This is a genomic window from Alcaligenes sp. SDU_A2 (assembly GCF_038237375.1).
Classification (GTDB): domain Bacteria; phylum Pseudomonadota; class Gammaproteobacteria; order Burkholderiales; family Burkholderiaceae_B; genus Alcaligenes.
Genome location: NZ_CP151273.1, coordinates 832,329 through 855,414 on the forward strand (window position 1 = coordinate 832,329; position 23,086 = coordinate 855,414).

The following is a 23,086-nucleotide window of genomic DNA, read 5'->3' on the forward strand; positions in this document are numbered from 1 at the left end:
ATGAGTTGGTCATATCTAGGCATTGCCGTGGTTTTCGAGATTGCTGTGGCTATTTCAGCGGGCAAAGCCCAAGGCTTTACCCGGTTTGGCTGGACGGCCGTCACCTTGCTCAGCGGGGCGATTGCTACCTATTTTCTCAGTCTGGCCTTGTTGACTTTCGATGTCGGCGTTGGCTATGCAATCTGGACATCGGTTTCCGGCGTGGGGATCGTCATTCTGGGTGCCTTGTTTTTTGGGCAGCGCTTGAGCCTGAGCAAGTTTTTTGGGGTCGCGCTTGTTATCGGCGGCGTTATCGGTCTGCGGCTTAGCGGCGCAGCATAACGACGATAGCCTTGCCCCTCACTCATCCACTTCTGAGATCACAAAGGAATTCGATATGACAATGATTAAGGTAACGAATAAAAGCAACGGGCGTGCATGGATCATGCTCTTGCTGGCGAGTGTTTTCGAGATTGGCTATGCCATCAGCGTTGGAGGCAGTCAGGCTTTCACGGTGCTTGCTTGGTCGCTTTGCGCAGCGGTGTTTTTTCTATTGACCTTGTACGCGCTCAGCGTTGCACTTAAAACCATCGATGTGGGCATCGGCTATGCGGTATGGGCCGGCATCGGCTCGGTCGGAGCGGCGGCATTCGGCAGTGTTCTGCTTGATCAGCCAATGACGTTGAGCCAAGCGTTCTGGTTGGCAGTCATTATCGGTGGTGTGGTGTGGTTGAAGCTTGCCGATAGCGCCAGGCTTGGGGCTATCAAGAGCGAGGTTCGCGCATGATGGCCGATGATCCCGCCCCATACCTTGTCCAATCCATGCAGGAGGCTGTGGCTTACTCGGCAGAGCATGTGCATGGCGGGGGAATTCCTTTTGCTGCTTTCGTGGTTGACGCACACGGCACGGTGCTTGGACGCGGTGTCAACCGTGTTCGGGAGCTCCTTGACCCGACCGCCCATGCCGAAGTGCAAGCCATTCGGGATGCGTGCCGGACAGTGGGCGCACCCAATCTGGGCGGTCTGACGCTGGTGGCTTCCGGGGAGCCCTGCGCCATGTGCTACTTGAGCGCGCTTTATGCCGGTATCGGACGGGTCTACTTCGCGGTTGACCGGAACGAGGCGGCGGCGCATGGGTTCGACTATCGTGGCACGTATTCTCTATTCTCTCGTGATCCACAGCACTGGCCATCGCTCCTGGCCCGTAAACTGCCGGTGCCACAGGGCTTGCAGCCTTTCCTGGCTTTCAGCTCCCATGTGCAGGCCCCCAGGAGCGGTGGTTCTTAATAACTTTGCATGGACATGCACATGATAAAATGAGCCATTCATCGTTTAAAGGGAGTGTGCGGCAATGGCCTCAAAAAGAAGCGATGCTTGGCTCAAACTGATTCATGTTGTTGCCCATGTCGAGTCCGAGCTGGGCAAAGTGCTGCAAGCACGGCACGGGCTTGGTCTGTCAGAGTATCGGGCGCTGGACATACTGGCTCGATCTGAAAACTCCGAACTGCGTATGCAGGAGTTGGCCGCGTATCTGCGCTTGAATCAAAGTTCAGTGTCGCGGATGGTCGAGCGCCTGGAGCGTGCAGGTCTGACGGTGCGCGACCTATGTCCGGACGACAAACGGGGTGTGTACACGGTGCTGACCAACGACGGGCGCACACGTTTGGACAGTGCACAACCTGACTACGAAAGTGCCTTGGAGGCGGCGCTCAACGAGCATGGCGGCCAGACACTGTTGGCAAGTTACGGGGTGAAGGCTCAATAGTTCATGCGCTAGGTCATGCCGGATAGCAGGCACCCAGTACAGAAGGGCGGCGCGCTCCAGTAACAGAAGGCAGGCCGGCTGGAATGCGCTCTATATGGGCGTGCGCCAACCAGGCGAAGGCCAGGGCTTCGATGTGTTGGGGGTCCAAGCCTAGCTGGCTGGTGGAACGTACGGGCAAGCCCAGTGTCGCCGAGAGGCGGGCCAATAGTTGTGGATTGGCCGCGCCTCCGCCGCAAGCCAGCACTTCCTGGGCCTGCGGAGCATGGGAATGTATGGCCTGGGCGATGCTGCGCACCGTCAGCTCCAACAAGGTAGCCTGCACGACGGCGGCGTCAATGCCCGCATTGCCATAGAGATCCGCCAGATGCCGGTCCAGCCATTGCAGGTTGAACAGGTCCCGCCCTGTGGATTTTGGGGGAGGCAATTGCAGCCACGGTTCGCTCAACAAGGTGGCAAGCAGCATGGCATCCGGGGTGGCACTGGCGGCCCATTGGCTGTCGCGGTCGTATGGCAAGCCTTGGTGGCGCTGTATCCAGGCGTCCAGCAGCATATTGGCCGGGCCGGTATCAAAACCTGATACAGCTTGGTCGGGCAGCAGTAAAGAGATGTTGGCAATGCCGCCCATGTTCAGCACCACGCGCCCGTATGCGCAGCGAAATAAGGCCTCGTGGACAATAGGAACCAAGGGAGCTCCTTGGCCTCCGGCGGCAATGTCGCGGCTGCGAAAGTCCGCAATTACATCCACGCCGCTGTGTTCGGCAATATAGGCGGGCGCATTTAGCTGCAGGGTATAGCCTTGGTCCGGGGCATGTCGTATGGTCTGACCATGGACCCCGATGGCCCGCAGTGCGGATTTATAAGGGCCTTGCGTCCAGGGGCGACAGGCCTGTACATACAAATCGGCCAATTGCAGGGCCGCTCGATTGGCTCTGGCCAGCTCGTCGTGGCCGGGGTGCTGCAAATCCAGCAGTTGTTCGCGCAGCCTGGCCGGCATGGGCAGGCTGTTGGCGTCTAAGACCTGGCCCCCCGGGACGTTGAAGTCGGCCAGGACGGCATCGATACCGTCCATGCTGGTGCCGGACATCAAGCCTATATATAAAGGGCCTTGCATGGGAGCCTAGCGGCTGGCCAGCTGTACGCCTTCAGGCGCGGGTTGCAGTAGCTCGAAGCTGTTCTGGTAAGCGGCCAGTACGGCACTGAATTGTTTACGTTGCGGGGCATCCAGCACGCGTGCCACAGGCAGGTTGACCGATAGCGGGTCCACTGCTTTCTGGGCAATGCGAAATTCGTAGTGCAGGTGCGGGCCGGTTGCCCAGCCGGTAGCGCCCACATAGCCGATCAATTGGCCTTGCTCCACGCGGTCGCCCTTGCGCAAGCCCGAGGCGAAACGGCTTTGGTGCGCGTATAGCGTGGTGAACTCGCCGTGGTGTTTAAGGATGATGGTGTTGCCGTAGCCGTTCTGGCGGCCGATGAAATCGACAACGCCGTCGGCCGTGGCATGAATGGGCGTGCCGTTGGGCGCGGCGTAATCGACGCCGTTGTGATTGCGCCAGCCGCCGTGGACTGGGTGGCGGCGTCCGCCAAAGGTGGAGCTGATGCGGGAAAATTTCAGGGCAGTGCGCAGGAACGCGCCTTTGAGGCTTTTGCCGCTGAAGTCGTAGTAGCCGCCACTGCTGTTTTCGGGTTCAAACCAGGCGGCCTCGTGCGCCGTGCCTTGGTTGACGAATTCCACTGCCAATAAACGGCCTGCACCGACTTCCTGACCTTCGTGACCGTAGGACTCGTAGACCACCCGGAAGCTGTCCCCTTTGCGCAGATCCTTCAGGAAGTCGATCTTGCTGCCCAGTACATCGGCCATCTGCAATGTGATGGCATCGGGAATGCCGGCCTGGTCGGTCGCGCCGAATAGCGAACTGTTGATTTCAGCCTGGGCTACGCGCACCTGGGTCTGGGCCTGATCGCTCAGTTCCTGGGCGGTGAAGCCGTCCTGGCCGTCGGGACGCACTTCCAGCCAGCGCGCCACCCCGCCGTCGGCTTGTTCCGAGTAAGGCGTGTGCTTATAGCGCAACCACAGCAACGTGCCGTTGGCGTCCAGGGCTGCTTGCAGGGTGCGTCCTGGATACAGTTTGTAAATAGAACGCGCCTGTTTGTCGTGGGTCAGAAATTGCAGCAGCCCTTCTTCATTGATGTTCATGCGCTGCAAAAGGGCGGCCAGCGTATCACCCCGACGTATGCGGGTTTCGGTGACATAGGCCTGCGAATCCTGGGTTTGCAGCACGGTCAGGTCGGCAGGCAAGGTCAAGGTGCTGCGTGCCTGGTAAATCAGGGGTTCGGGGCTGCCGGGCATGACCACGGCCAGGGCACCGGCCGCGGCAAACGAGCCAAGGGCGGCGACGATCAGTCCGGCGCGGATGAAAGGGGCTCGACGAAGTCGAGGCTGGTGGATGTCAAGGGGTGGGGAGGAGCGTTTCCCTTTGCTGAACATAAAACCAGAACCTTGAGGTGCGTACGGATCACGGCCTTGCCGTTGGCGGCTGACTGCGTGTACTGGGCGGACAAAAAGACATTCCTGCCCGGTAGAAGCGGCCTGTGCGGGAATGATAAGATAATTCGGGATACGAATCCTTGCCGAAACTCAAGCGCGGCTCGTAATAGCAGGCTATCCTAGCGTATTAGGCTGTATTTTTCGAGCATTTTTACTTTTTAGTTTGTCACCAGATTGTTATGTCATCCCCATCAGAGCCCATTTCCCCGGACGTCCTTGCCGATCTTGCCATTGTCAGACGCGGTTGCGACGAATTGCTGGTCGAATCCGAGTTTGCACGCAAGCTGGCGCGTAGCCGCGCGACCGGCCAGCCTTTGCGCATCAAGCTAGGCTTGGACCCGACCGCGCCGGACATTCACCTTGGGCACACCGTGGTCCTGAACAAAATGCGTCAGCTTCAGGATCTGGGGCATACCGTCATCTTTCTGATTGGCGATTTCACCTCCACCATCGGAGATCCCAGCGGGCGCAACAGCACCCGCCCGCCGCTCACGCCTGAACAGGTCGTGACCAATGCCAAGACCTATTACGATCAGGCTGCTCTGGTGCTGGACCCGGCGCGCACCGAAGTGCGTTACAACTCCGAATGGTGCGACAAGCTGGGTTCGCGCGGCATGATTCAGCTGGCCTCGCGCTATACCGTTGCCCGCATGATGGAACGCGACGACTTCACCAAGCGCTTCAAGGCCAATCAGCCCATCTCGGTCCACGAATTTCTGTACCCCTTGCTGCAAGGCTACGATTCAGTTCAGCTCAAGGCGGACCTGGAATTGGGCGGCACCGACCAGAAGTTCAATCTGCTGGTCGGGCGCGAACTGCAAAAAGAATACGGCCAGGAGCAGCAGTGCATCCTGACCATGCCGCTGCTGGTGGGGCTGGACGGCGTAGAAAAAATGTCCAAGTCCAAGGGTAACTATATTGGCATCAGCGAGACGCCGGACTCCATGTTCGGCAAACTCATGTCCATTTCGGATTCCCTGATGTGGCGTTATTTCGAGCTGCTGTCCTTCCGCTCTCTGGACGATATCGCTGGCTTGCAGCGTCAGATCGACGAAGGCCGCAATCCGCGCGACGTCAAGGTGGAACTGGCTCAGGAAATTGTTACGCGCTTTCATAACGCCAAGGCCGCCGAGCAGGCGCTGGAAAATTTCGATGCCCGTTTCCGTCGTGGCGAAATGCCCGAGGACATGCCCGAAGTGACCGTGGCCGGCGAACGCGGCCTGCTCAAGGTCTTGCGCGAAGCGGGTCTGGTGGCCTCGGGCAGCGAAGCCCAGCGCAATGTAGAGCAGGGCGGCGTGCGCATCGATGGCGAGCGCGTGGACGATAAAGGTTTGCAACTGGAGCCGGGCAGCTATGTGCTGCAGGTGGGCAAGCGCAAGTTTGCCCGCGTCACCCTGACCGGCTGATTGAACGTGGAGGTCTGCAATGAAACTGCGCAGTGATTCTTTTCAGGACCAGGGCGTCATTCCCGAGCGTCTGGCGTTTTGCCGCTACGATGCCCAGTCCCGCGTCGCCCTGGCGGGTAACGCCAACCCGCATCTGACCTGGTCGGATGCGCCTGGACAGACCGAATCCTATGTGGTGATCTGCCACGACCCAGACGTTCCCAGCCGGCCCGACGATGTCAATCAGGAAGGCCGCGAGGTGCCGGCCGATCTGCCCCGAGTGGATTTCTTTCATTGGGTGCTGATCAACGTCTCGGCGGATGTTCACACGCTGGCCGAAGGCTCTTACTCCAAAGGTATTACACCAAGGGGCAAGGCCGGGCCGCTGGCCTTGGACGGCACGCGTCAGGGCGTGAACGACTACACCTCCTGGTTTGCCGCTGACCGTGACATGAATGGGGACTACTTCGGTTACGACGGGCCTTGCCCTCCCTGGAACGATGCCTTGCCGCACCGATATGTGTTTACGGTCTATGCGCTGGATATCGCCGAACTGCCGCTGGAAGGCCGCTTTACCGGGCAGGATGTGTTGCGTGTCATTGAAGGCCATATCCTGGCCAAAGCCTCCATTACCGGCATTTACACCCTGAATCCGCGCTTGCTGGGGCAATCCTGATTCGTACGGCGGATTCCTTGAAAAATCTTCATGTTTTCTTGAGTCCGCCCGCAGCCACTTTATTTTTTTCCGGATTTTGCGTGGTTTCCGGCCTGAAAGCGGCCGGGTAAGGCGGAATGCGCTGCATCCGCGCTAAAATGCTGCTTTCTTGTTTGCTTCCACTTAAACCGTTAGGAACCCTCATGTTTGACCGTTCTGCCACTCTCGACAAAGTCGATCCCGAACTCTGGGCCGCTATCCAAAAAGAAGACGTGCGCCAGGAGCAGCACATCGAGTTGATCGCCTCTGAGAACTACACCAGCCCCGCCGTGATGCAAGCCCAGGGTACGCAGCTGACGAACAAATACGCAGAGGGTTACCCCGGTAAGCGCTACTACGGCGGTTGCGAGTACGTGGACGTTGTGGAGCAACTGGCCATCGATCGCCTGAAAGAGCTGTTCGGTGCCGAAGCTGCCAACGTGCAACCCAATTCCGGCTCGCAGGCCAACCAGGGTGTGTACATGGCCGTGCTCAAGCCCGGCGACACCGTATTGGGCATGAATCTGGCCGAAGGCGGCCACCTGACGCACGGCTCGCCCGTCAATGCCTCGGGTAAGCTGTATAACTTCGTCTCCTATGGCCTGAATGCCGACGAAGAAATCGATTACGACCGCCTGGAGCAACTGGCCAAGGAACACAAGCCCAAGCTGATCGTGGGCGGCGCATCCGCGTACGCCCTGCGCATCGACTTCGAGCGCATGGCCCGTATCGCCCACGAAAACGGCGCACTGTTCATGGTGGACATTGCCCACTACGCCGGCCTGGTTGCCGGTGGTGCCTACCCCAATCCCGTGCCCCACGCCGACTTTGTGACTTCGACCACCCACAAGTCTCTGCGCGGTCCACGTGGCGGCGTCATCATGATGAAGGCCGAGCACGAGAAGGCGGTCAACTCCGCTATCTTCCCTGGCATCCAGGGCGGTCCGCTGATGCACGTTATCGCCGGTAAGGCCGTGGCGTTCAAGGAAGCGTTGGAGCCCGAATTCAAGACCTATGCCGCCCAAGTGGTCAAGAACGCCGACGTGCTGGCCCGTACGCTGGTGCAGCGCGGCCTGCGCATTGTGTCCGGCCGCACGGAAAGTCACGTCATGCTGGTGGACCTGCGCTCCAAGGGCATTACGGGCAAGGTGGCCGAAGAGGCGCTGGGCAAGGCACACATCACCGTCAACAAGAACGCCATTCCAAACGACCCGGAAAAACCGTTCGTCACCAGCGGCATCCGTTTGGGCACGCCTGCCATGACCACGCGTGGCTTTACCGAAGCCGAAGCCGAGCAGACTGCGCACCTGATTGCCGATGTTCTGGACAATCCGCATGACGAAGCCGTGCTGGCCGACGTTCGCCGCCGCGTGCACGAACTGACTGCCAAGCTGCCTGTGTATTCCAATTAATTTGCCCGGAGCGGGCCGCAAGGCCCGCGATTTTAATGAAGTGTCCGTTCTGTCATCATGCCGATACCCAGGTGATCGATTCCCGAATCACCGAAGAAGGCGACGCCATCCGGCGGCGGCGTAAATGTTCGGCTTGTGAACGACGTTTCACCACGTACGAGCGCTCTGAACTGAGTTTGCCCGTGGTGGCCAAGCGCAATGGCACGCGTATGGACTTCGATCCTGCGCGCTTGCGCGCCAGTATGGGCGTTGCCTTGCGCAAGCGCCCCGTGCCCATGCAGCAGGTCGATGCCGCCGTGCAGCGCATCGAAGAAAAGCTCCAGCTTCGGGGGGAACGCGAAGTTTCATCCGAAACCATCGGTGAATTGGTCATGGCTGAACTCAAACAGCTCGATCAGGTGGCGTATGTGCGCTTCGCTTCGGTCTATAAGAGCTTTAAAGATATACGCGAGTTCGTGCAGGCCATCGACGAAATGAACGAGCCCGGCGGCTCCTGATCATGGGGGCTGCCATGCTGGATCAAGACGATTACGACTGGATGCGGCAGGCCTTGGCGCTGGCCGAGCAGTCGCTTTATATTACTGCGCCCAATCCGCGCATTGCCTGCCTGATCGTGCGCGAGGGACGTTTGCTGGCCAGCGGCGTGACCCAGCAGGCGGGCGGACCACACGCCGAAGTCATGGCGTTGCGCCAGGCCCGCGAGAACGGCGTGGATGTGGCGGGTGCTACTTTTTATGTCACCTTGGAACCGTGCAGTCATCATGGCCGCACGCCGCCTTGCGCCCAGGCGCTGGTAGAGGCGGCACCGGCTCGTGTGGTCGTGGCTATGCATGACCCCAACCCGCTGGTGGCCGGGCGTGGCTTGGCCTTGTTGCGCCAAGCGGGCATTACGGTCGATGGCCCGCTGTGCGTGGAGCAGGCGTTGCAAGTCAATGCCGGATTTTTTGCCCGCATGACCCGCGCCAGACCGTGGCTGTGGCTCAAGATGGCCGCGTCACTGGATGGCCGCAGTGCCTTGCCCGATGGCCGTTCGCAATGGATCACCGGCCCTCAGGCCCGCGACGACGGTCATCATTGGCGTGCGCGCAGTTGCGTGGTGCTGACCGGAATAGGCACGGTGCAGGCCGACAATCCGCGTCTGAATGTGCGCGCCGTCGATACCCCGCGTCCACCCATCAAGGCGGTGCTGGATACGCAGCTCAGGCTGGACCCGGCGGCGGCTTTGCTGGATGGCACGCCGTGCTGGGTGTTCAGCCACCGGCGCGATCCACAGCGCGAAGCGCAGTTGGCCGATCGCAATGCCCAGGTCATACCCATGCCTTTACGGGACGGGCATGTGGATGTGCGCGCCGTATTGGATTGGATGGCCGGGCAGCAGATCAACGAAGTGCATGCCGAAGCGGGAGCCCGCTTGTCCGGTGCATTGCTGGACGCCGCCGTGGTGGATCAACTGCTGATGTATGTGGCACCCAAGATTCTAGGGCATGGGCGTGGCGTGGCTGATATTGCCGCGCTGTCCGGCTTGGATGCCGTGCAACCATTTGAATTTACCGATCTGCGTTTGCTGGGACAGGACGCGCGTCTGTTGGCGCGGCAGCGCGAACATTGGGCCGCGCTGCTGCACGCGGTGGGCGGGGCAGATCAGCGCAACGAATACTGATTCCCTTTGGTCTGTGCCGGTCTCGTGATGGCTGGCTTTTCTCGGGCAAGGCGGGATGGATGGGACGCCCCAGGCGTTCATGCATATCAGCGGCGACGCTATTTTTTTGCAAGAGGCTTATTGTGTTTACAGGTATCGTGGCCGCCGTAGGCCGAATCACCGAAGTTACCCCTTTGCTGCAAGGGCAGGACGATGCAGGCGTGCGCCTGCACATCCACGCTGGTGGCCTGCCTTTGAATGAAGCACGCCTGGGCGATTCCATCGCCATTCAGGGAGCGTGCATGACGGCGGTCGAACTGCACGACGACGCTTTTGTGGTGGACGTGTCCCGGGAAAGTCTGAATCGCACCGTTGGGCTGGACCAGCCTGGCGAAGTCAATCTGGAGCACGCCCTGCGCCTGGGTGATTCCTTGGACGGCCATATTGTGTCCGGCCATGTGGACGGCGTGGGAACAGTCAGCTATTTCGAACCCGTGGGCGAGTCGTGGGATCTACGCATACAGGTGCCGGCGGATATGGCGCGTTACTTTGCCTATAAAGGGTCGGTGACTGTTAATGGTGTCAGCCTGACCGTCAACCAGGTGGACGATAATGCCCAGGGTTGCGAGATCCGTATCAACCTGATCCCGCATACCGTGCAGGTCACCACCCTGAAAAACTTGCGAGCGGGCAGTTCGGTCAACTTGGAAGTAGATACCATTGCCCGTTACGTCGAGCGCATGTTTAGTCTGCAGCAATCGGCGTAATGCTGCATGTTCTAGCGGGTTTTATGCTTTAAAGCGACGGTTTTTGGGTCGGTTAGCCTTGCTGGCATACAGATATCGTTCGATAGGCTAGACGATGCTTGCAAAACAGGTCTGAATACTGCTACTATTATGGACTTGGCATTAGCTGCTTTAAATGCGGCGCGCCAAAAAATTAGGACAGGTGGCCGAGTGGTTGAAGGCGCACGCCTGGAAAGCGTGTATACGTGAATAGCGTATCGGGGGTTCGAATCCCCCTCTGTCCGCCAAGAATTCTGAACGATATTTAAAAACCGCAGCGATATTCGCTGCGGTTTTTTTATTGCCTTAAATTTTGGGTAGGCTTGGCCCTACCCCGCAAATTGGGGCCTTCATCAGGCCCGGTGAATGGCACCATTGCACCCGGGCTGCCCCTATACGTGGGGCACTAGGCATCAGGCCCGACTGATGACTGCATGTCATCTGCCTTGGGGGAAGATCGGCAGGTGCGAGTTTTCAAGCTTTCTGAATCCCTAAGCACAGTGTGAAACCATCGTCGTTGCGTGGAAGCCCTTGGTGATCCCGTTGGACTTCGTGGGGTCGATACACACGATACTCTGGTGTTGGCAATGTGCCCTTGCAGCTTGATTTCACTGGTTATTGCGTTGGCGCTTAGGCGTTCTGCTTATGATCATCCTTGATTCAACAAGAGGATGTTGTCGCACAGTGTGCGGCTAAGTTTCTTTGCGGAAGGGGATAGGCTTTTTCCATTTAACGTCACTAATCCCCATGTTCCGAATCTATCGCCTGTCATTTTTATATTAAGTTTTTTTAGTCTTTCTTTCTTGTAGATTTCTGACTCGACATGATTAGAGCAAAGCATAATTATGTCCGTATCGGGGAGCAGGTTTTTAAGCAATAGTATGTCATTGCATTTTATGCTTATTTTAAAATCTTTATCGTTAATTTTTAACGATTTTTTTATTTCTGCAAGAACGACATCGGGTATGGAGACAGAGGCGATAGGGTAGTGCAACAAGGCCTCGGCGGGTATGGTCTGGTCTTTGTGTTGTTGATACAAGGTATGGTTTTGTAGGCAGTAAAAACCAATTTTTGGGCTATTCAGAAGTTCGATTTTTATATTTCTGTGGTCTGTGATTTGCCTAATGTCCGCTATAAAAAACTCTATTTTTTCTGCTTCCAGTAAGTTCAGTAGGTGCGACCAGTCATTAATTGTAATGTCGAAGGTAATGTTTGGGTGGTCCAGGTGGTAGTTGCGCAATGTCGGGGGAATAACTGTTGCCGCCAAGAATGGCCCGATCCCAAAACTAATTTCTCCCTCCTCACCCGAAAATATATTTTTTACTTCTTGCTGAAAATTGTCTGACTCGGCCAGGAGCAGGCGCGCGCTTTCAATGATTTGTTGGCCGGCATATGTCACGCTGACTTTGGCGTTGTCTCGATCAAAAAGACGAATGCCTATGCTTTTTTCAAAGCTGGCGACACTGCGGCTCAGTGCTGACTGGGTAAGAAATACACGTTCACTGGCTCGATGAAAGTTGAGCGTATCGGCAACGGCAACAATATGTTTGAGTTGTTTCAAGTTCATTGGTCGTCTCCGTGTGATGAGTGCCATGCATCAATTTAGGCTTGATAATGCATTGTACATGCCAGAAACGGCTATGGATAATGCGTAAGTGTCTGATTTGATTTTTGAAAATAAGGTGATATGACAATGACACAAAGACACTTAGCAACTATGCGGCAAGACGCAATTACGCAGCAGGCACCGGGCTCGGTAGTGCAGGCGGGCAACCAAGGCGCTGCGGGTCCGACACACAGAGTATGGCCGGCTTATGGTGAAGAAACAGGGCGCAGAGCAGGCGTTTGGGACAGCACGCATGGCAGTTGGGACGTGCATATCGCCGGCTACGACGAGTTCTGTGTGATTCAAGAAGGCGAAGTGGTGATTACTGATTTGCAGGGTACCCAGCACCGCTTGATCGCCGGCGATAGCTTGGTGATGGAAGATGGCTTTCAGGGCACCTGGCACGTTCCGCATTACGCACGCAAGTACTACTTCATCACGCCATCGGTTAAGTGACTATGCAGCGGAATCAACAGTATCTTCCGCCCGAACTGGATAGTCTGTGGCTGCACACAGCGCCTGAGCTGCGGCTCAAGCCGATCTGGCCCATCGAGGCAGAGCGCAGCGATGTGGTGATTATTGGTGCGGGCATTACTGGTTTGCGCGCGGCGCTGGAGCTGGCCAGTCAAGGGCTGGAAGTCCTTGTGCTCGAGGCCGGGGATGTGGGGTGGGGAGCGTCGGGCCGCAGCGGCGGACAAGTCAATCCGATTATGCGGCTCGGTTCTAAAGCACTGGAACAAGGTCTGGGCAAGCCGGCGGCAACGCGCTTGATAAAAGCCACGATACAGTCGGCCAATGAAGTCTTTAGCGTGATCAAACAACACGATATTGACTGTGACGCCGTCCAGAAAGGGTGGTTACAGGTTGCGCATTGTGCTTCTGCCGCCAAGGCCTTAACGGAATTGGCCCATGACTGGCAGGCTTATGGTGCCTCTGTGCGGTGTTTAAGCGCGGCGGAAACTCAGCATTTGTCCGGCTCCGCTTACTACCATGCCGCCTTGTTGCATGAAGAAGCTGGGCATATACAGCCATTGTCGTATGCCAGGGGCTTGGCGCGCGCAGCGATGGCGCACGGTGCACGAATTTATACCCACAACGCCGTAACGGCCGTGAAAAAACAGGGACCACAGGCTTGGACGGTCCAGCTTGGCGATACCCGCATTCAGGCCAAAACCGTTTTGTTATGTACCAATGGGTATACCTCGGGTGTCTCGCCAAAGTCTGATAAAAGCTATTTGCCTTTTACTCCTATACAGCTGGCGACAGAGCCGTTGAGCACAGAGTTGTATCACGCGATTTTGCCACAAGAACATACCATCGCCGATTCGCGCAGACTGATCTTTTATGGTCGTAAAACGGCGGATAAGCGTTTGGTATTTGGTGGTTTAGGGAAAAATATCCGTAGCGATCGAGATTACGAAAGAATAAAACGCGAAGCGGTACATATTTTTCCATTGCTAAAAAATGTGAAGTGGGAATATCAGTGGGGCGGAAATATCGCCATGACTGAAGATAGTCTGCCGCATATACACGAACTGGATCGTGGATTCCTGGCGGCATTGGGATGTAATGGCCGTGGGGTGGCAATGGGGACGGTTTTGGGACGGGTCTTGGCAGAAAAGGTTCTGCAAGGAGGAGATGAGTTAGATGTACCCGTGACCGCAGTAAAAACTATCAAATGGCATGGTTTTAAAAAAATGATGGCACCACATGTGTTACCTGTATTGGGGTGCTTGGATAAGATGGATAAATAATAGATATTTAAAGGTGAGGGTATGGAACAGGTTTGCTCATATATTAATGGAAAACTTCATTGCAATAATGGTGAGGATTTGATAGAGGTATTTAACCCATCGTCGGGGGAAAAGCTTGTTGAGTTTATGGATGCAAGCGATGACGATGTGGACTATGCCGTTAGTTCGGCACTTGTGGCAAGTAAGAGTTGGGCGGCGACTCCCGCCATTGAAAGAGCAACGTACTTGACAGAAATTGCAAGAGAGATACGAAAAAGAAAAGAAGATATAGCAAAAATTATTACCAAAGAGCAAGGGAAGGTTTATGGCTTGTCGTTGGTGGAGGTGGAATTTACCGCCAACTATATGGACTATATGGCGGAGTGGGCCAGAAGAATTGAAGGGGAAGTGATAGAAAGTGACAAGCGGGGCGAAAGTATTTTTTTACTGAGAAAGCCTATTGGGGTTGCGGCTGGTATCGTGGCCTGGAATTTTCCATTCTTCTTGTTGGCAAGAAAAATGGCTCCGGCATTAGTTGCCGGAAATACCATTGTATTGAAATCGAGCGAAGAAACACCGCTGAATGCAATGGCATTTGTACAGGCTGTAGAGGCCGCCAAGCTGCCAGATGGCGTGTTTAATCTAGTTAGCGGAAAAGGTAATACCGCTGGTGCGCGTTTGTCAGAAAATCCAAATGTTGGAATTATTAGCTTTACCGGCAGTGTAGAAACTGGCAAGGCCATTATGAAGGCGGCAAGTCAGAATTTAACCAAGGTGAACCTGGAGCTGGGTGGCAAGGCACCGGCCATCGTTTTGAAAGATGCCAATCTGGATCTTGCTGCTAAAGCAATTTTTGATTCCAGGGTTATCAATAGCGGGCAGGTATGTAATTGCGCAGAGCGGGTGTATGTAGAGCGACCGGTTGCTGAGGAGTTTTTGGAGAAGCTAAAGAATTTAATGGCCAATGTAAAAATTGGTGACCCAAGTGGTGACGAACAGGTCGAAATGGGGCCGTTAATTAACAAACAGGCCGTTGTAAAAGCCAGTGCAATGCTGCAACGCGCATTGGGCGAAGGTGCGACTCTGTATTATGGTGGTGAAACCTTAGAGCAGATAGGTCCGTGCTTTTTTCAACCCACTATTTTGACGGATTGCCATGAAAATATGGAGATCATGCAGAATGAAATTTTTGCACCAATTCTGCCTGTTCAAATTGTCGATAGTTTGAAAGAAGCGGTGGATCTGGCGAATAGTGGCCGCTATGGTTTGACTTCGTCGATTTATACTGAAAACTTTGCTAGTGCGATGCAGGCATGCAAAGAGTTGGAGTTTGGTGAAACGTATGTGAATCGAGAGAACTTCGAAGCCATGCAAGGCTTTCATGCCGGAAGAAAGCAATCAGGCATTGGAGGGGCGGATGGAAAGCATGGTTTGTATGAGTACATGGACACACATGTGATTTACCTTAATCATGGTGAATTGAAATAAAAAAATATAATTAATTTAAAATTTGGAGACAATCATGTTAAAGAAAATAAATATTAATTATTTTTTCAGTATTTTGCTTCTGGTGGCATTGCAGTCCATAATGAATGTTGCTGTGGCTGCCAAGGAGTTCAATGTGGCTGTTTCGGGGACGAAAGGAGGAGGTCAGTATGTGCTGGCTAAAGAATTTTCGGAACAGCTCAGTAAGTTGACAGATGGTCAATATACCGCATTTCTATATTTGAATAGCCAACTGGGAGACGAGCAAAGCACTATCAATGATGCCGCTATGGGTTTGTTGGATATGTCTGTAGTGGCAACGAATAATATTTCACCTTTTTCACCGATTGTCGGCGTGTTGAGCTTGCCGTATTTAATAAAAACAGAAGAAGAGGCGCTGAAGCTGGTACAGAGTGATTTTATTAAAAATGAAATTGTGGAAAGGGTGGCGAAGGAAGCGGGAGTAAGGATTATTGGATGGGATTTTACCGGGTTTAGGTCAATAACAAATTCAAAAAGGCCTATTAAAAATTTGGCTGACTTGCAGGGCCTGGTTATGCGTGTTCCAAAATCTAAGGTCTTGATTGAAACGTGGAATTCTTGGGGCATCAATCCTTCGCCGCTGGCGTGGAGTGAGGTATATACTGCCTTGCAGCAAAAAGTGGTTGATGGGCAGGCATTGCCTATCCATGATATTTACAATGAAAAATTGTATGAATATCAAAAATATTTATCAAAGGCGCATTACAATTATCTTATTCAGCCTCTGGTCATTTCGGAATCGATATACCAAGACCAGCCTGCTGATATTCAGAAAAAAATTGTAGAGGCGGGAACTTTGGCAAGCCTCAAGAATTTTGAATGGGGTAAGGAAAATAAAAAAATAGCAGAGGATATGCTGGCATCCAAAGGGGTGGAGATAATATCGGATATGGATGAAAGCGAGATGGAGCGAAGGTCTGTTGGTGGAGTATGGCCAAAATACTACGACGAGTATGGTAAGGATGTGGTGGAGAATATTCTTACTGTATTGGGTCGTAATCCGACCTAATGGCTAGGTGTTAGGATCGAAACGGTCTGGTTGATGGTGGGCTATCTATGCTGGTAGCTCACCATTTTAGTGATTGTGGATTTAAGCGGTCAGTGACGCTCCCTATTGCAGTTTGATGGCCGTAGGTGTGGTCGGTGCTCGCGGTGAAGCGTTTCTGCGCGCAACGGCCAGGATGCATACATAGTTCATTCATGTGGCCGAACGCGCAGAAATGAAGTTGGCCGTTTGGGTATTGAACCCGGTGCCGCGCATCTGTGTGATGACGTTTTACGTATGGCAATCTGAATCGGTCACGCGTAGCGTGTCGTTTCGCATACGGGAAGGGGCAATGAAGGGTGCCTTGTGCGGGTTTCTTCAGGCATAGTGCTGGCGCATCGTCGCGTAGTGTTTCTATGTAGAGCCTTCGTTCATAAGAGGCGGATTGTCGCTGCGTAATTGTTCGCCGATCCAGTTGGCAAAAAGTTCTGCCCGAGGGTCTTCGTGCAGCGGTTTGGGCGAGAGCAGGTAGTAGCTTGAGCCGTCGCGGATGAAGCCATGCGGTGCGATCAGTTGGCCGTCGCGGATTTCGTCTTGCACCATCAGGTGCGAAACCAGGGCAATGCCTTGTCCGCTCAGGGCTGCCTGAATACATAAATAAAAATGATCCAGCTGCAAAGACATGGCGTGCTTCGTGCCGTGTCGGCTTAGTCGGCTCCAGGTAGCCCATGCCTTGGGTCGGGAACTGGTATGAATCAGCACTTGCCCCGCAGCGCCGACCGGTTGGGGATAGGCAGGCTGGCAGACGGGGCCGATGCGCTCATCGCATAACTTGATGCCGAACACAGAGTCGGCCCAGTGGAAATCGTCGCGCCGTATGGCCAGGTCCATGCCCATCTTGGCAAAGTTGACCGGCCCCCCTGCGGTCATGATATGTACGGTGACAGCGGGGTGTTGGGCGCGGAACTGTCCCAGTCTTGGGATTAGCCATTTCATGGCGATGGTCGGTTCACAGGAGACGACCAGCGCATGTTCGCGCTGTGTTTGCTGCAATTGATACACGATGTCTTCCAGGCGCTCGAACATAGAGGCGGTGACCTGTTTGAGCTGATGTCCGGCGGGCGTCAAAAAGACGGCGCGGTTACGCCTTTCGAACAATTGCACGCCAAGCGCGTCTTCCAGAGCCCGGATTTGCCTGCTGACCGCCCCGTGCGTGACGTTCAGGGCATGGGCCGCTTGCACGAAACTGCCGGTTTGCGCCGCCGCATCAAAATAACGGAACGCGGAGAGGTTTGGAATGTTCATTGTCGACGAAATGTCACAGATAAAGGAAAGCAATCATCGTTTTTAAATTATCACGACAACAATAATAATCAAATAGTGCCAGGAATGTGCGCTGCTGATATGAATGTTGATTTTCGGAGTCTTGTATGAACGGTTATGCGGTATCGTCAGAGAAAGATTTATATAAAAATAAAAAAATGGGAATGTCTAATTGCTTGCATGATATTTGTGCGCATTTGGCGAAAAGCAATTTTATTTTTCTGACTCAACCTGCCATGGACAGCCTTCTGGATATTGCCGCTGCCGATTGGAAGGATTTTCAGGAAAGCTGGAATCGCCTGGAACAGGATACGTACATGAAAGATGGCGGTACATACCGGTTTCGGCGGCACGCTACCTACAGTGTCGAGCCCTATGGCACGCCGCGTCTGGAGCCGGCTCAGCCCCATTACCAATCCCTGGACTACAACCCCTTGAACGGTGGCATCGCGCGTCATTTTGCACCGGTCGAACAGGCGATTCTGGATAATTCGGCCTTTCAGTCGATTTTGGGGCTGTGTGCCGCTGTGTTTACAAACATGGGGCCCTTTTACGTTTGGCATATCGAAGTGCATCAGTTCCGTATCCTGGCGCAGCAGCAAGGCGCATCGCCTACGCCCGAGGGCATTCACCGGGATGGTGTCGACTTTGTATTCATGATGCTGATCGACCGGGTCAATGTGCTGGAAGGCTGCACACGAGTCGTCGATCTGCAGCGCCGTCCTTTGGGGCAGTTCACCCTGACCCACCCGATGGAGGTTGCCATTGTCAATGATCATCATGTGATGCATGGGGTAACACCTATTTTGCCGGAAAACGAGTGCCTGCCCGGCTATCGGGATGTGCTGGTGATTACGTTTCGCAAGAAGTCGTTTTAACGGGACTGGGCCACAAAATGCACGAGCTTATTGCTGTTGCCACCATCACCATTCTGGCTGTGATCAGTCCCGGGCCTGACTTTGCCATGGTCACCCGCAATGGCTTTTCCTTTGGACGCAAGATCGGCCTTATTTCCGCCTTGGGGATTGCCGCCGGGGTTCAGGTGCATGTCTTTTACACGGTGCTGGGCATTGCCGTGTTGATCACGCAGTCGCCCGGCCTTTTTCTGGCCATGAAGATAGCGGGAGCCGCCTACTTGATGTACCTGGGCTACAAGTCCTTCAGCAACCGCACGCCGATTACGATCGATACGGCACCAGGGCATATGCCCAGCAACTGGCAGGCATTTGGCATGGGTTTTTTTACCAATGCCTTGAATCCTAAGACCATGTTGTTTGTGGTGGCGACCTTCACGCAGGTTGTGGACCCTGGGGCACCATTCTGGCTGAATTTTTCTTATGGCGCGTTCATGTCGTTTGCTCACTGGGTTTGGTTCAGCATTGTGGCCATCGTCTTTTCCGAGAAACGCCTGCGCGCCGCGATGCTGGCCAGGCAGCGTGCCGTCGATGTGTTGATTGGTGCTTCCTTGTTTGGCTTGGGAGGGTCGTTGCTGTTCGCAAACTCGACCCTGTAAGACATAGCGTCCGGTTAGGGACGGTGTGCGGCATTTATGGTGGCATTGAAAGCGGGGCGATGAAGCCGATACCGGTTTGTGGGTCGAGTCCTGTGTCTAGCTATCAGTCATTTAGCCTGGTTTGGTATGTATGTTTTGTTAATGGCTTTGCCAAAAAAGTTAGAGGATTTTTTGTTTTTTTTGGCGTATTTGCATAATGACTGGAGAAAAATGATAAACGTATTGTCAGACGCCTGATTTTTATTCAATAAAAATATCAGCTGCCTATTTGTTTGAAATTTAAGTCGTATGATTATTTATTTTAAATAGATGTTTTTTCTGATTTTCCGGAGTCTGTTTTATTTGCTGATTATCATGCGGATTCTGGATTGCGTCGTTTATCTACTTTCGCGACAATCGTCCGCAGACGCCCAGACGCCCAGACGCCCAGACGCCCAGACGCCCAGACGCCCAGATCATCCGTTTTGTTGCCCAGCGGAGCGTGCGTCTGTGGCTTTGTGCTCGGGCAGGTGTTCAGGCGACAAGACTTAATCGCAGGGCCAGCGCCGCCAGGGTCAGAAGCAGCACGGGCGTGGTCAGCACGACACCCATGCGAAAGTAGTAGCCCCAACCGATCGTCGTGCCTTTTCTGGCCAGCACATGTAGCCACAGTAGAGTAGCCAAGCTGCCGATAGGTGTGAATTTAGGGCCTAGGTCGCTACCGATAACATTGGCGTAGATCATGGCTTCTTTGACCACGCCGGTCGCGTTGGATGCATCAATCGACAATGCGCCGATCAGCACAGTGGGCAGGTTGTTCATGACTGACGACAGCAGGGCAGACAGAACACCAGTGCCTATGGCCGCTCCCCAAAGGCCGCCCTGGGCGAATTGATCCAGCAGTTTGGCCAGGTGATCAGTCAGCCCCGCGTTGCGCAGGCCGTACACCACCAGATACATGCCCAGCGAGAACAACACAATTTGCCAGGGCGCGCCTCGCAATACTTTGCGGGTGCTGATGACGGTGCCGCGAGCTGCTGCGGCCAGCAGAAGCAGCGCTCCCAGTGCGGCAAGGGCGCTGACTGGAACGCCCAAAGGCTCCAGGGCGAAAAAGCCGACCAGCAGCAAGACCAGCACGGCCCAACCCGCCCGAAACGTGGCCTTGTCTTTGATTGCCGTGGCGGGTTGGCGCAGCTGAGCAAGCTTGTAGGTGGTGGGAATGGCGCGTCGAAACAGCAGCATCAACATGCCCAGGCTGGCCAGAACCGAGACTATGTTGACGGGAACCATGACGCGGGCATAGTCGTTAAAGCTGATATTGAAATAGTCGGCCGAGACGATGTTGACCAGGTTGGAGACCAGCAGTGGCAGGCTGGCTGTGTCGGCAATAAAACCGGCAGCCATGACAAAGGCCAGTGTGGCCGTGGATGAAAATCCCAGAGCAAGCAGCATGGCCATGACGATGGGTGTCAGGATCAGTGCCGCGCCATCGTTGGCGAACAAAGCCGAAACGGCGGCTCCAAGCAGTATGATCAGCGCAAAAAGCCGCCGCCCATTGCCTGCGCCCCAGCGGGCAAAATGCAGCGCGGCCCACTCAAAGAAACCGGCTTCGTCCAGCAATAGGCTGATAATGATGATGGCAATGAAGGTGGCCGTGGCATTCCAGACAATGCTCCAGACCACCGGAATATCGGTCCATTGCACCACGCCCAGCAGCAAGGCCAGCATCGCTCCCAGGCTGGCACCCCAGCCTATGCCAAGGCCGCGAGGCTGCCAGATGACCAAGGTGAGCGTGAACAGAAAAATCAAAATGGCGGTCAGCATGGGAAAATCCGGAAAAATGCGCGCATGCGGGCAGCATGCCAGGCGTATTCAGGCTTGCAATACAGGGTGTGATGGAAGGGGTAGCGCAGCCGACGTGGCTAGTGCGACGCCAGCTCTCGGGCAGCCGATTGCAACATGGCATGTGCCAGTTTTTGCTGGGGAAGGTTGATCAGCAGCTCCAGGCGACGACGCATCAGATACATCGTCTGGCGAAATGCCTCTTGTTTTTCGGCTTCTGGCGCATCGCCTGCGGAGGGGTCGGGGTAGCCCCAGTGTGCGGTAGCCGGGTGGCCGGGCCAGAGCGGGCAGGCCTCTCCGGCGGCGTTATCGCACACGGTAATGATCAGATCCATCTGTGGTGCATCGGGGCGGGCGAACTCATCCCAGCTTTTGCTGCGCAGCCCTTCTACAGACACGCCGGCATGTTCAAGCACGTGTAGTGTCAGTGGGTTGGGGCGTGCGTCGGCGCGAGGGGCGCTGCCTGCGGAATAGGCCTTGAAGCGGCCTTGGCCCATATCATTGAGCAAGGCTTCGGCCAGTATGCTGCGAGCCGAATTGTGCGTGCACAGAAACAGGACATTGAGGGGGGGCGTGGTATCAGGCATGGATGTCAGCGGCAGATGGCTTTGGGTTGGTCGATGGTATCGGGGCACAGGGTGACCGGAGCGCATGCGGCACCCTGGCAGCAGTTTTCGGTCAGATACGCCAGCAGGCCATTCATGACGTCCAGAGCGGGGCGATACAGTACATGACGCCCTTGCCGTTCGCTAAGAACCAGACCGGCATGGGCGAGTTCTTTCAGATGGAACGATAAGGCATTGGGGGCGATGCGCAATTGTTCGGCCAACATACCGGGGGTCAGGCCTTGCGGGCCGGCAACTACCAGAGCACGGAACACGCGTAGCCGTGCTTCGTGAGCCAGAGCGGAAAGGGAGCGTATAACGTCGGGTTCTTGCATGGGTTAATAATACATCAATTGTTGAATAATTGAATTATTAGATGGCTGCTTATGGACGCTGGAGCAAAAAGGCAACGGTTTTTGGGGCATCGGCGCAGCGGGGTTTGGGTTAAGGTTCGACGGTCTGAAGCGTATGCGGCGATGTGGATATGGGGCAGACGAAGTGGATGCGTACGATATTGTCGTTCGGTGTTGGCGCGAATGCGTGTAGACGCCAGTTCAGGCGTTCGCAGATCAGGCCGACAATGAACAGGCCCAGGCCCGAGAGCGACAACAGTTCGCTGGCGTCGGGTGTCGGGTCGTTCAGGTAGTTTCGGTAGGCATCGGGCAGGCCCGCTCCGTGATCCACAATATCGGCGTGCGTATCGGTCAGCGTGGCCTGGACCGGACCTTGGGTGTGTTGCAGGGAGTTCTGCATCAGATTACGCAGCAAAATTTTGACCAGGACCGGGTCGCCGTGTACCTGGGGCTGCGCCTGGATGTCCAGGATCAGTCGTTGCCGGGCGTCCGGCAACTGGCGCGCCAGGTCGTCCTGGATCTCGCGCAGCACGGCGGCCAGGGAAATGGGCTCATGCCTGTCCTGGCTGGATGTCCGGCGGGTCAGCCGCAGAAGAACATCGATATTGGCCGCCATTTCGTTGACCGCCCGGCGCATGCGCAGCAGCGGTGCCCGGTCGGCACTTTCCAAGCCGCCGCGCCGTTCGATCACATCGAGTGCGCCGGCAATCACGGCAATAGGCGTACGCAGTTCGTGGCTGGCCAAACCCATCAAGGATTGTTCGCGCTTGACGTAGTTCTCCAGCTCGCTCAAGAAAACATTGAAGGACTGGGCAATGGCCCGCAGTTCGGTGTCCTGGTAGTCGGCGTAGACGCGCGGCATGCGGCGGGCCGGCGTCGTGCTCCGGATCTGGGCGACCAGTTGCTGCACCGGCGCGACCAGCTTTTTGCCGGTGATGCGAGAGAGCATGATACCCAGGGCCACGACGGCCAGGCCCAGGATCAGCAGGAAACGATGAAATTCCTGTTCGCGGGTCTCAAACAGGGTAATGTCTTTGGCCAGGAACAAGCGGCCGTCGCGAATCGGGCCAGTGGTAATCAGGTAGGTATGCGCACCCAGTTTGATCTCGCCGGAAAACGGAAAGGGCAAGCCCTGGAATAGCTCGGGCATGCGTCCGTCCTGCTGCATGCCGGCCGGCACGTAATAGGCTTTGAGCGTGGCGATGTCCCAGACCAGGATTTCATTAGGGCGCGCATTATCCAGCAGAAAGTCGCGCTCGGCCTGCATGTCCATATCCAGCAAGGATTGTTCCAGTCTGTCGTTGGCGGTCAATACGGAAGCGACGGTCACCAGAAATGTGATCAGAATGGCACCCAGAACGGTGCGGCGGATACGTTTTTCGATGGTGCTGTTGCGCATGCGTGCCATTGCCATGC

The 23,086-nt window shown here is 55.3% G+C and carries 24 protein-coding genes and 1 tRNA gene; 17 read left to right on the forward strand and 8 right to left on the reverse strand.

Going from position 1 to position 23,086, the window contains the following annotated elements:
* The 4 genes from AADW57_RS03780 (at nucleotide 1) to AADW57_RS03795 (ending at nucleotide 1,744) form a co-directional block, all read left to right on the forward strand.
* Entirely contained in the window at nucleotides 1–321 is a 321-nt protein-coding gene (locus AADW57_RS03780; RefSeq protein WP_341668723.1) for a DMT family transporter, read from the forward strand.
* 55 nt (nucleotides 322–376) lie between these two features.
* Complete coding sequence (locus AADW57_RS03785; protein ID WP_341668724.1) at nucleotides 377–766, forward strand: DMT family transporter; 390 nt, start codon at nucleotides 377–379, stop codon at nucleotides 764–766.
* The gene (locus AADW57_RS03790) at nucleotides 763–1,266 is read left to right on the forward strand and encodes a nucleoside deaminase (RefSeq protein ID WP_341668725.1); all 504 of its coding nucleotides are present in this window, start codon (nucleotides 763–765) and stop codon (nucleotides 1,264–1,266) included. The genes AADW57_RS03785 and AADW57_RS03790 overlap by 4 nt, the downstream gene beginning before the upstream one ends.
* 64 nt (nucleotides 1,267–1,330) lie before the next feature.
* Entirely contained in the window at nucleotides 1,331–1,744 is a 414-nt protein-coding gene (locus tag AADW57_RS03795) for a MarR family winged helix-turn-helix transcriptional regulator (RefSeq protein WP_341668726.1), read from the forward strand.
* 13 nt (nucleotides 1,745–1,757) lie between these two features.
* Here AADW57_RS03795 and AADW57_RS03800 read toward each other — a convergent pair whose 3' ends face one another.
* Complete coding sequence (locus AADW57_RS03800) at nucleotides 1,758–2,855, reverse strand: anhydro-N-acetylmuramic acid kinase (RefSeq protein ID WP_341668727.1); 1,098 nt, start codon at nucleotides 2,853–2,855, stop codon at nucleotides 1,758–1,760.
* 6 nt (nucleotides 2,856–2,861) lie between these two features.
* Nucleotides 2,862–4,229, reverse strand: a complete 1,368-nt coding sequence (locus AADW57_RS03805; protein WP_341668728.1) for a M23 family metallopeptidase — start codon at nucleotides 4,227–4,229, stop codon at nucleotides 2,862–2,864.
* A 239-nt stretch (nucleotides 4,230–4,468) separates the two neighbouring features.
* On the opposite strand from AADW57_RS03805, the gene tyrS reads away from it, so the two are divergent.
* The 7 genes from tyrS (at nucleotide 4,469) to AADW57_RS03840 (ending at nucleotide 10,452) form a co-directional block, all read left to right on the forward strand.
* Nucleotides 4,469–5,695 (forward strand): tyrosine--tRNA ligase, encoded by a 1,227-nt coding sequence (tyrS, locus tag AADW57_RS03810; RefSeq protein WP_341668729.1) that lies wholly within the window; start codon nucleotides 4,469–4,471, stop codon nucleotides 5,693–5,695.
* A 19-nt stretch (nucleotides 5,696–5,714) separates the two neighbouring features.
* The gene (locus AADW57_RS03815) at nucleotides 5,715–6,350 is read left to right on the forward strand and encodes a YbhB/YbcL family Raf kinase inhibitor-like protein (protein ID WP_341668730.1); all 636 of its coding nucleotides are present in this window, start codon (nucleotides 5,715–5,717) and stop codon (nucleotides 6,348–6,350) included.
* 182 nt (nucleotides 6,351–6,532) lie between these two features.
* On the forward strand, nucleotides 6,533–7,780 hold the full coding sequence (gene glyA / locus AADW57_RS03820; protein WP_341668731.1) for a serine hydroxymethyltransferase: 1,248 nt from the start codon (nucleotides 6,533–6,535) through the stop codon (nucleotides 7,778–7,780).
* Between the two features lie 35 nt (nucleotides 7,781–7,815).
* The gene (gene nrdR, locus AADW57_RS03825; RefSeq protein WP_341668732.1) at nucleotides 7,816–8,277 is read left to right on the forward strand and encodes a transcriptional regulator NrdR; all 462 of its coding nucleotides are present in this window, start codon (nucleotides 7,816–7,818) and stop codon (nucleotides 8,275–8,277) included.
* 14 nt (nucleotides 8,278–8,291) lie between these two features.
* On the forward strand, nucleotides 8,292–9,440 hold the full coding sequence (gene ribD / locus AADW57_RS03830; protein ID WP_341668733.1) for a bifunctional diaminohydroxyphosphoribosylaminopyrimidine deaminase/5-amino-6-(5-phosphoribosylamino)uracil reductase RibD: 1,149 nt from the start codon (nucleotides 8,292–8,294) through the stop codon (nucleotides 9,438–9,440).
* 122 nt (nucleotides 9,441–9,562) lie between these two features.
* Nucleotides 9,563–10,186, forward strand: a complete 624-nt coding sequence (locus tag AADW57_RS03835; RefSeq protein WP_341668734.1) for a riboflavin synthase — start codon at nucleotides 9,563–9,565, stop codon at nucleotides 10,184–10,186.
* A 175-nt stretch (nucleotides 10,187–10,361) separates the two neighbouring features.
* A tRNA-Ser gene (locus AADW57_RS03840) sits at nucleotides 10,362–10,452 on the forward strand.
* 401 nt (nucleotides 10,453–10,853) lie between these two features.
* On the opposite strand, the gene AADW57_RS03845 is transcribed toward AADW57_RS03840, so the two are convergent.
* The gene (locus AADW57_RS03845; RefSeq protein WP_341668735.1) at nucleotides 10,854–11,771 is read right to left on the reverse strand and encodes a LysR family transcriptional regulator; all 918 of its coding nucleotides are present in this window, start codon (nucleotides 11,769–11,771) and stop codon (nucleotides 10,854–10,856) included.
* 150 nt (nucleotides 11,772–11,921) lie between these two features.
* On the opposite strand from AADW57_RS03845, the gene AADW57_RS03850 reads away from it, so the two are divergent.
* The 4 genes from AADW57_RS03850 to AADW57_RS03865 are packed head-to-tail and all read left to right on the forward strand — an operon-like array spanning nucleotide 11,922 to nucleotide 16,079.
* A complete protein-coding gene (locus tag AADW57_RS03850) occupies nucleotides 11,922–12,266 on the forward strand; it encodes a cupin domain-containing protein (RefSeq protein ID WP_341668736.1) in 345 nt (114 codons plus the stop codon).
* 2 nt (nucleotides 12,267–12,268) lie between these two features.
* Nucleotides 12,269–13,564: an NAD(P)/FAD-dependent oxidoreductase gene (locus AADW57_RS03855; RefSeq protein ID WP_341668737.1), complete on the forward strand. Its 1,296-nt coding sequence runs from the start codon at nucleotides 12,269–12,271 to the stop codon at nucleotides 13,562–13,564.
* A 21-nt stretch (nucleotides 13,565–13,585) separates the two neighbouring features.
* The gene (gene aldA, locus AADW57_RS03860; RefSeq protein WP_341668738.1) at nucleotides 13,586–15,031 is read left to right on the forward strand and encodes an aldehyde dehydrogenase; all 1,446 of its coding nucleotides are present in this window, start codon (nucleotides 13,586–13,588) and stop codon (nucleotides 15,029–15,031) included.
* A 34-nt stretch (nucleotides 15,032–15,065) separates the two neighbouring features.
* Nucleotides 15,066–16,079 carry a TRAP transporter substrate-binding protein gene (locus tag AADW57_RS03865; protein WP_341668739.1) on the forward strand — a complete coding sequence of 338 codons (1,014 nt, stop codon included), beginning with the start codon at nucleotides 15,066–15,068 and terminating at the stop codon, nucleotides 16,077–16,079.
* Nucleotides 16,080–16,469: 390 nt separating this feature from the next.
* On the opposite strand, the gene AADW57_RS03870 is transcribed toward AADW57_RS03865, so the two are convergent.
* Nucleotides 16,470–17,360 carry a LysR substrate-binding domain-containing protein gene (locus AADW57_RS03870; RefSeq protein WP_341668740.1) on the reverse strand — a complete coding sequence of 297 codons (891 nt, stop codon included), beginning with the start codon at nucleotides 17,358–17,360 and terminating at the stop codon, nucleotides 16,470–16,472.
* A 254-nt stretch (nucleotides 17,361–17,614) separates the two neighbouring features.
* On the opposite strand from AADW57_RS03870, the gene AADW57_RS03875 reads away from it, so the two are divergent.
* Nucleotides 17,615–18,256 (forward strand): 2OG-Fe dioxygenase family protein, encoded by a 642-nt coding sequence (locus tag AADW57_RS03875; protein WP_341668741.1) that lies wholly within the window; start codon nucleotides 17,615–17,617, stop codon nucleotides 18,254–18,256.
* Nucleotides 18,257–18,273: 17 nt separating this feature from the next.
* A complete protein-coding gene (locus AADW57_RS03880; RefSeq protein ID WP_341668742.1) occupies nucleotides 18,274–18,891 on the forward strand; it encodes a LysE family translocator in 618 nt (205 codons plus the stop codon).
* A 513-nt stretch (nucleotides 18,892–19,404) separates the two neighbouring features.
* On the opposite strand, the gene AADW57_RS03885 is transcribed toward AADW57_RS03880, so the two are convergent.
* The 4 genes from AADW57_RS03885 to AADW57_RS03900 form a co-directional block, all read right to left on the reverse strand.
* Nucleotides 19,405–20,694 carry an arsenic transporter gene (locus AADW57_RS03885; protein ID WP_341668743.1) on the reverse strand — a complete coding sequence of 430 codons (1,290 nt, stop codon included), beginning with the start codon at nucleotides 20,692–20,694 and terminating at the stop codon, nucleotides 19,405–19,407.
* Nucleotides 20,695–20,792: 98 nt separating this feature from the next.
* Entirely contained in the window at nucleotides 20,793–21,299 is a 507-nt protein-coding gene (locus AADW57_RS03890) for an arsenate reductase ArsC (protein WP_341668744.1), read from the reverse strand.
* 5 nt (nucleotides 21,300–21,304) lie between these two features.
* On the reverse strand, nucleotides 21,305–21,652 hold the full coding sequence (locus tag AADW57_RS03895; protein WP_341668745.1) for an ArsR/SmtB family transcription factor: 348 nt from the start codon (nucleotides 21,650–21,652) through the stop codon (nucleotides 21,305–21,307).
* 109 nt (nucleotides 21,653–21,761) lie between these two features.
* Nucleotides 21,762–23,084: a sensor histidine kinase gene (locus AADW57_RS03900; protein WP_341668746.1), complete on the reverse strand. Its 1,323-nt coding sequence runs from the start codon at nucleotides 23,082–23,084 to the stop codon at nucleotides 21,762–21,764.
* Nucleotides 23,085–23,086 lie beyond the last annotated feature (2 nt).

Excerpts from the sequence above, each read along its gene's own strand:
- AADW57_RS03790 (WP_341668725.1), top strand. The coding sequence starts at position 763 with ATGATGGCCGATGATCCCGCCCCATACCTTGTCCAATCCATGCAGGAG.
- AADW57_RS03800 (WP_341668727.1), bottom strand. The coding sequence starts at position 2,855 with ATGCAAGGCCCTTTATATATAGGCTTGATGTCCGGCACCAGCATGGAC.
- AADW57_RS03890 (WP_341668744.1), bottom strand. The coding sequence starts at position 21,299 with ATGCCTGATACCACGCCCCCCCTCAATGTCCTGTTTCTGTGCACGCAC.
- AADW57_RS03885 (WP_341668743.1), bottom strand. The coding sequence starts at position 20,694 with ATGCTGACCGCCATTTTGATTTTTCTGTTCACGCTCACCTTGGTCATC.
- AADW57_RS03795 (WP_341668726.1), top strand. The coding sequence starts at position 1,331 with ATGGCCTCAAAAAGAAGCGATGCTTGGCTCAAACTGATTCATGTTGTT.
- glyA (WP_341668731.1), top strand. The coding sequence starts at position 6,533 with ATGTTTGACCGTTCTGCCACTCTCGACAAAGTCGATCCCGAACTCTGG.
- AADW57_RS03900 (WP_341668746.1), bottom strand. The coding sequence starts at position 23,084 with ATGGCAATGGCACGCATGCGCAACAGCACCATCGAAAAACGTATCCGC.
- AADW57_RS03895 (WP_341668745.1), bottom strand. The coding sequence starts at position 21,652 with ATGCAAGAACCCGACGTTATACGCTCCCTTTCCGCTCTGGCTCACGAA.
- AADW57_RS03850 (WP_341668736.1), top strand. The coding sequence starts at position 11,922 with ATGCGGCAAGACGCAATTACGCAGCAGGCACCGGGCTCGGTAGTGCAG.
- AADW57_RS03785 (WP_341668724.1), top strand. The coding sequence starts at position 377 with ATGACAATGATTAAGGTAACGAATAAAAGCAACGGGCGTGCATGGATC.
- AADW57_RS03870 (WP_341668740.1), bottom strand. The coding sequence starts at position 17,360 with ATGAACATTCCAAACCTCTCCGCGTTCCGTTATTTTGATGCGGCGGCG.
- AADW57_RS03805 (WP_341668728.1), bottom strand. The coding sequence starts at position 4,229 with ATGTTCAGCAAAGGGAAACGCTCCTCCCCACCCCTTGACATCCACCAG.
- AADW57_RS03815 (WP_341668730.1), top strand. The coding sequence starts at position 5,715 with ATGAAACTGCGCAGTGATTCTTTTCAGGACCAGGGCGTCATTCCCGAG.
- AADW57_RS03880 (WP_341668742.1), top strand. The coding sequence starts at position 18,274 with ATGCACGAGCTTATTGCTGTTGCCACCATCACCATTCTGGCTGTGATC.
- ribD (WP_341668733.1), top strand. The coding sequence starts at position 8,292 with ATGCTGGATCAAGACGATTACGACTGGATGCGGCAGGCCTTGGCGCTG.
- nrdR (WP_341668732.1), top strand. The coding sequence starts at position 7,816 with ATGAAGTGTCCGTTCTGTCATCATGCCGATACCCAGGTGATCGATTCC.
- aldA (WP_341668738.1), top strand. The coding sequence starts at position 13,586 with ATGGAACAGGTTTGCTCATATATTAATGGAAAACTTCATTGCAATAAT.
- tyrS (WP_341668729.1), top strand. The coding sequence starts at position 4,469 with ATGTCATCCCCATCAGAGCCCATTTCCCCGGACGTCCTTGCCGATCTT.
- AADW57_RS03865 (WP_341668739.1), top strand. The coding sequence starts at position 15,066 with ATGTTAAAGAAAATAAATATTAATTATTTTTTCAGTATTTTGCTTCTG.
- AADW57_RS03875 (WP_341668741.1), top strand. The coding sequence starts at position 17,615 with ATGGACAGCCTTCTGGATATTGCCGCTGCCGATTGGAAGGATTTTCAG.
- AADW57_RS03780 (WP_341668723.1), top strand. The coding sequence starts at position 1 with ATGAGTTGGTCATATCTAGGCATTGCCGTGGTTTTCGAGATTGCTGTG.
- AADW57_RS03855 (WP_341668737.1), top strand. The coding sequence starts at position 12,269 with ATGCAGCGGAATCAACAGTATCTTCCGCCCGAACTGGATAGTCTGTGG.
- AADW57_RS03845 (WP_341668735.1), bottom strand. The coding sequence starts at position 11,771 with ATGAACTTGAAACAACTCAAACATATTGTTGCCGTTGCCGATACGCTC.